This is a genomic window from Microcystis sp. M53603_WE2, assembly GCF_030065435.1.
The window spans coordinates 1-4,703 of the sequence record NZ_JASJFF010001000.1; the positions used below are offsets into that span (position 1 = coordinate 1).

Here is a 4,703-nt window from a genome sequence, read left to right on the forward strand (position 1 = left end):
GGGTGTGGGGTGTGGGGTGTGGGGTGTGGGGTGTGGGGTGTGGGGCTTTACCCATTTTCAGGGGGTCAATTACCTAATTTTCCGGGAAAAAGTGCCTAAATTTCCCCCCCGATCACCCCAATGTCTGGCACTTTTTGATGGGAAAAAAGTCTAAAAGTCTTATACAACAAGGTTTTTAGATTTATTCAGCCAACCCTATACTAAATCTGGTTATTAAAAACTGATTATTTATTCCCCCTCTTGCATGAGTGCCTATCGTGATATGTAACCTATACTCAACGGATTTAGGATTATTTGCCAGTTTTTTGGTCAAACCAGTCTAAAACCCGATTCCATGCCCACCAGCGATCGCTATCGCCCCACTGACGCTGACAGGATAAACTGCTGATATAACCCACATGACCGCCATAGTTGGTTAAGAGTAGATCCACGTGGGGATTATCGGCGATCGCTGCTTGCAGATCGGGAATAACTGCGGGGGAAAAGAGGGGATCATCGGCCGCGTAGAGGATAAAAGTGGGTTTAGTTAAATAGGGTTGAAAGGGCAAGGGACTACTAGCGGCATAATAGTCAAAAACTGTCTCAAATCCTAGCTTTTTAATCACTAATTCTCGATCAAATCCGGCAATCGTGGTGGCGCGAGTAATTGCTTGGGGATCGATATGATCGGGATGAGCTTGATGGATGCGTTTGGCTAACTTGCGTAATTCCCTGGCGATCGCTTTTTCCAAATGTTTCCCCCAGGGATCCCGGACGAGATAGGATAAAGAACGATTAGAGTCTAAATTAGGACAAATTACCGCACCACCACCGATATCGACGGGATCGATCCCCATATCTTCCTGATTCTCTGCCGATTTAATTCCCCAGAGGGCCAATTGTCCCCCCAGAGAGTAACCCGTGAACCAAAAAGGAGCAGGACAGCCCATTTTTTGGGCTTGGGCGGCAATATGAAGGAAATCTAGCCCTTCATAGATGCCATCGGAGGTGAGAGTCGGGGATAATTCGGCTGTCTTACCGTGGGCCCGCCAATCGAAGAGGACGACTGCGTAGTTTCTTGCTACGGCTTTTCTGCCTAAAATCCTTAAAAACCATTGATTATCTAAGTCTCCCGTGATGCCGTAGGTGCCGATAATTGTTCCTTTCGCTTGCGGGGGAATGGAAACAATCCCGTAGATGGGGACGGCATTGGCCCCGGTGAAAATGGTTTCTTGATAGACTGGTTCGGGAATAGCGATCGTATTTTGCCAGGTTTCTCGCGCTTTTAGGGACACATAGAGAGTCATGGCAAAACCGTTTTTCAGCAATGGGGGCGGAGTGTAGGTGAGATTATCGGTCCTCGTCCTCGGATGGGCAATCATGGCAGCACAGGGGATTCAAAAAGTCAAGAGGGGGAGACAAAAATTAACTTATGCCCACCGCTTTCTTAAAAATTGTAAAGCAAATTGTCCCAAGCGGCGAGCAACTCTGGCAGGGCAGTGGCCGACCAATTGCCCTCACAACCGCGACCTTGATAGAGAATAAATCGCAGGGAATAATTATCGGGAAATCCTGCCGCTTCTAACCATAAAAGCTCGCTTTCCGCTTCACAAGCAATACTTTCTTCATCCATTAATTCTGTGGCCATGGCCGCCATAGTTGCGGTCAATTGTGATAGTAACCGACGCAAATCTTGCCACTCGGCCTCGGTCAATTCGATCGCCCAATCATCGCCACCAATTAATCCTTTATAAATGGCTGCCTTAGGATCCCAACCGAGTCGCCAACCTGAACCATATTTGAGAATTTTTTCCATAATTTTCTAGAATTTTAATAGGTCGGCATCTCCCGGTTTTGATAAAGATGGACGACGGGGAGAAGGACTGGGAGAAGGGCTAGGATTGGGGGTTTCTTGGGGGAGAATGGCGGGGTTATAAATTTCGACTAGAAGGGTGACTAACTGCTGCCTTTGACGACGATTAAGACTGTTAATCGCTTTGATATCGGCAGCCATGGGATTAACCGTAAGGGTTGCTTGTCCGGGATAGTTTTCTTCGCTGATTTTCTCGTTCACTCCTAGATAATCCCCTAGGGTTAATTGCCAATCAAAACGGATGAGAGTAAACCTTTTTTTTGTATCTTGATGATAACGAAGAAAGCGACTTATTAAAGTATTATTCGGATCGATCGCCCCTGTATCTCGACGGTTATAGTTGTTTTCTTTCGGTAAATCTGGCATTGCTTGATAAATTTGTTGAGCAACTGTTTCGGGTCGTTGAATTTGGCTCATCCCGGGGGATTGCCACGATAACCACCAGAAAAATATCCCTATTCCTAGCCAGAATACTAATAATATTATTTGCTTAATTTTCAGCTTTTGAGGGAATTTTAACAGCATATTAATCAAGAAAAGATTGAAGTTAATTATCTAGCACCAGTGGTAATTTTTCAGTAACAATTCAAGGGATGCTGTACTGCATTTAAACTGCGTATTGTAAACTTTAGGACAAATGCTCAACCCCCCTCTCCCTGCTCCCATGAAGTCTTAACGAGTAATTCAGATAGTCAACAGCTTAGTCATCCCCATCATAGCAAAGACTGGACACGATCGAGAGGCCAGTAAACTTTATAGGCTTGACCAACGATATAACTTTCTGGCAAAAAACCCCAAGCATGGGAATCAAAACTATGGTTACGATTATCTCCCAAAACAAACAGGGTTTTTGGGGGTACAGTCATAAATTCTATTTCATAATTGGCTAACTCGGCGGTGTAGGGTTCCTCGATAACTTGCCAGTTGAGATAAACTTTACCCCTGCGGATTTCAATGGTATCCCCAGAAATAGCGATGACTCGTTTGATAAAAAAATCTCCCGAATTAGGCTCTAGTTGCTGAATTTTTTCGGGAGTTCTAAAAACAATTATATCGCCTCTTTTCGCTTGATAATTACTGGATTGACTGACGAAAATGCGATCACCTACTGCGAGGGTAGGCAGCATGGATTCGCTCGGAATCTCGAAAAATTCTATTCTTTGATGTAACCAATCGGGAAAATAATTACAGATAATTCCCCAAGTAAAAATTGCTGCCACCATCAGCGCCAAAATGGAACGATAGGTGTGACGATGGGGATGAAATTGATCGGGGAAAGTGTGGTAAACATGATAAACAGCGATTGCTGTAATTAAAGGGGTAAGAAAGAGGATATTGTCCAAAAAATCATCTATTTTCAGGGTAATCAGGGATATAGTCAGAAAAATTATCCCTAAGATCACCTTATCGGCGTACAATTGCCCTAACCCCGGTATAATCCGGTTAGCGAAGACGGCAAACCATGGGTTTTTTTGTTGGCGGGGAATTTTCTCTAAGCTGTTATTCTGTCTGGAATAATAAACAGTCCAGTGAGCGTCAAAAATATTGCTAATGTAAACGATAACCAGAGCAACTATTCCCCCTAATCCCCAGCTTACAGGGCCATTGTGGCTAAAAATTGACCAAATTGTCACAATTATTAATATTACTTGAGCGATTGCCAAAATGGTTGCTTTTTGGTTTTTGTTAGCATACCATTGTCCCAAACCGGGGAAAAACATCGAGAGATTGACCGCTAACCAGGGATCTTTTGCTTGTGAATTAGTCGCATAAGGACGAGAAACAGCAGAAAAAAGGGAGGGTTTGCTCATAGTATAGACCTATTGCCAATTCAGTAAACAGAGTGATCAGTAAACAGTAAACAGTAAACAGTGAACAGTTAACTTAAAACCCAAGTCTGATAACTGATAACTGGTAACTGATAACTATTATAGCAACCAACAAAACTTAATGCTTTTACTTCAATTTAGCACCTCTCATTACTGTCGCAAAGCTCGTTTAGCTCTAGGTTATAAGGGGATTGATTACCAAGTAGAAAATCTCACCCCCGGACTACATATTCTCAAACTCAGGCCTCTAACCAAAGGGTTAACCACTGTCCCCGTTTTAATGGCAGCAGATGAGATTATTGCCGATTCTACCGCCATTTTAAAATATTTAGAAAAAGTAGTTCCTTTCCCCTCTTTTATTCCCGCTGGGGAAAAGGAGAAAAATCAAGCTTGGTTACTAGAGGATTGGTTAGATGAAAGTATTGGAGTAGCGACGAGATTTGTCTATTATAATTATCGCGCCGGAGAGGGAAAAGCGATCGATCCTTCCCTGAGTAGTCAAATAATTATTAATATCGTGCGACAACAATATAAAATCACCCCAGCCAGGGTAAAACTAGCGGAGGAGCGACTAGAAAATGCCCTCAAGATTCTAGAATATTGGCAAAATCAGCCCTATTTGGTGGCGGATAAATTAAGTGTAGCCGATATTGCCGCCACTGCCCTACTCAGTCCTCTGGCTCTAATTCCCAGTTATCGTCAAAAATATCCCTGGTTGTTTGCTAGAATCGGGGAAATTCATCAACAGTGTCGGGAAAAATTGCCCCCCGGTTTAAATTAAATGCAGCGAACGACCAAAATTATTATTCTCATCTCGATCGGTTTCTTATCGCCCCTAAAAGCCCTTGCTTTGCCCTCTCCTGAAGATATTCCCGAAGAAGTTTTACGAGCAGAAATTATCACTTCGGCTCGCTCGCCCCTTGATAATCAACCCCTAACTGCGGCAGAATATGCCTTACTAGAAGAACAATTAGCCACCAGCATTTATCCCCCCCAAATTAATCCCAAGATTCGACAATTAA

The 4,703-nt window shown here is 43.4% G+C and carries 6 protein-coding genes; 2 read left to right on the forward strand and 4 right to left on the reverse strand.

The features are described 5' to 3' along the window. Nucleotides 1–290 precede the first annotated feature (290 nt). The 4 genes from PX481_RS21170 to lepB all read right to left on the reverse strand — a co-directional run bounded on the left by PX481_RS21170 (nucleotide 291) and on the right by lepB (nucleotide 3,663). Entirely contained in the window at nucleotides 291–1,361 is a 1,071-nt protein-coding gene (locus PX481_RS21170) for a YheT family hydrolase (protein ID WP_288095828.1), read from the reverse strand. Nucleotides 1,362–1,426: 65 nt separating this feature from the next. Continuing rightward, a complete protein-coding gene (locus PX481_RS21175) occupies nucleotides 1,427–1,795 on the reverse strand; it encodes a DUF1818 family protein (RefSeq protein ID WP_002758115.1) in 369 nt (122 codons plus the stop codon). Nucleotides 1,796–1,801: 6 nt separating this feature from the next. Continuing rightward, nucleotides 1,802–2,377, reverse strand: a complete 576-nt coding sequence (locus PX481_RS21180) for a hypothetical protein (protein ID WP_288023234.1) — start codon at nucleotides 2,375–2,377, stop codon at nucleotides 1,802–1,804. Between the two features lie 188 nt (nucleotides 2,378–2,565). Continuing rightward, nucleotides 2,566–3,663 carry a signal peptidase I gene (lepB, locus tag PX481_RS21185; protein ID WP_288095830.1) on the reverse strand — a complete coding sequence of 366 codons (1,098 nt, stop codon included), beginning with the start codon at nucleotides 3,661–3,663 and terminating at the stop codon, nucleotides 2,566–2,568. Between the two features lie 139 nt (nucleotides 3,664–3,802). Here lepB and PX481_RS21190 point away from each other — a divergent pair, with 139 nt between their 5' ends. Both PX481_RS21190 and PX481_RS21195 read left to right on the forward strand, forming a co-directional pair. Then, nucleotides 3,803–4,462 (forward strand): glutathione S-transferase family protein, encoded by a 660-nt coding sequence (locus PX481_RS21190; protein ID WP_002758118.1) that lies wholly within the window; start codon nucleotides 3,803–3,805, stop codon nucleotides 4,460–4,462. Beyond that, nucleotides 4,463–4,703: glutathione S-transferase (locus PX481_RS21195; protein WP_288095832.1), on the forward strand; the 241-nt coding region annotated here is incomplete at its 3' end.

Excerpts from the sequence above, each read along its gene's own strand:
- lepB (WP_288095830.1), bottom strand. The coding sequence starts at position 3,663 with ATGAGCAAACCCTCCCTTTTTTCTGCTGTTTCTCGTCCTTATGCGACT.
- PX481_RS21175 (WP_002758115.1), bottom strand. The coding sequence starts at position 1,795 with ATGGAAAAAATTCTCAAATATGGTTCAGGTTGGCGACTCGGTTGGGAT.
- PX481_RS21170 (WP_288095828.1), bottom strand. The coding sequence starts at position 1,361 with ATGATTGCCCATCCGAGGACGAGGACCGATAATCTCACCTACACTCCG.
- PX481_RS21190 (WP_002758118.1), top strand. The coding sequence starts at position 3,803 with ATGCTTTTACTTCAATTTAGCACCTCTCATTACTGTCGCAAAGCTCGT.
- PX481_RS21180 (WP_288023234.1), bottom strand. The coding sequence starts at position 2,377 with ATGCTGTTAAAATTCCCTCAAAAGCTGAAAATTAAGCAAATAATATTA.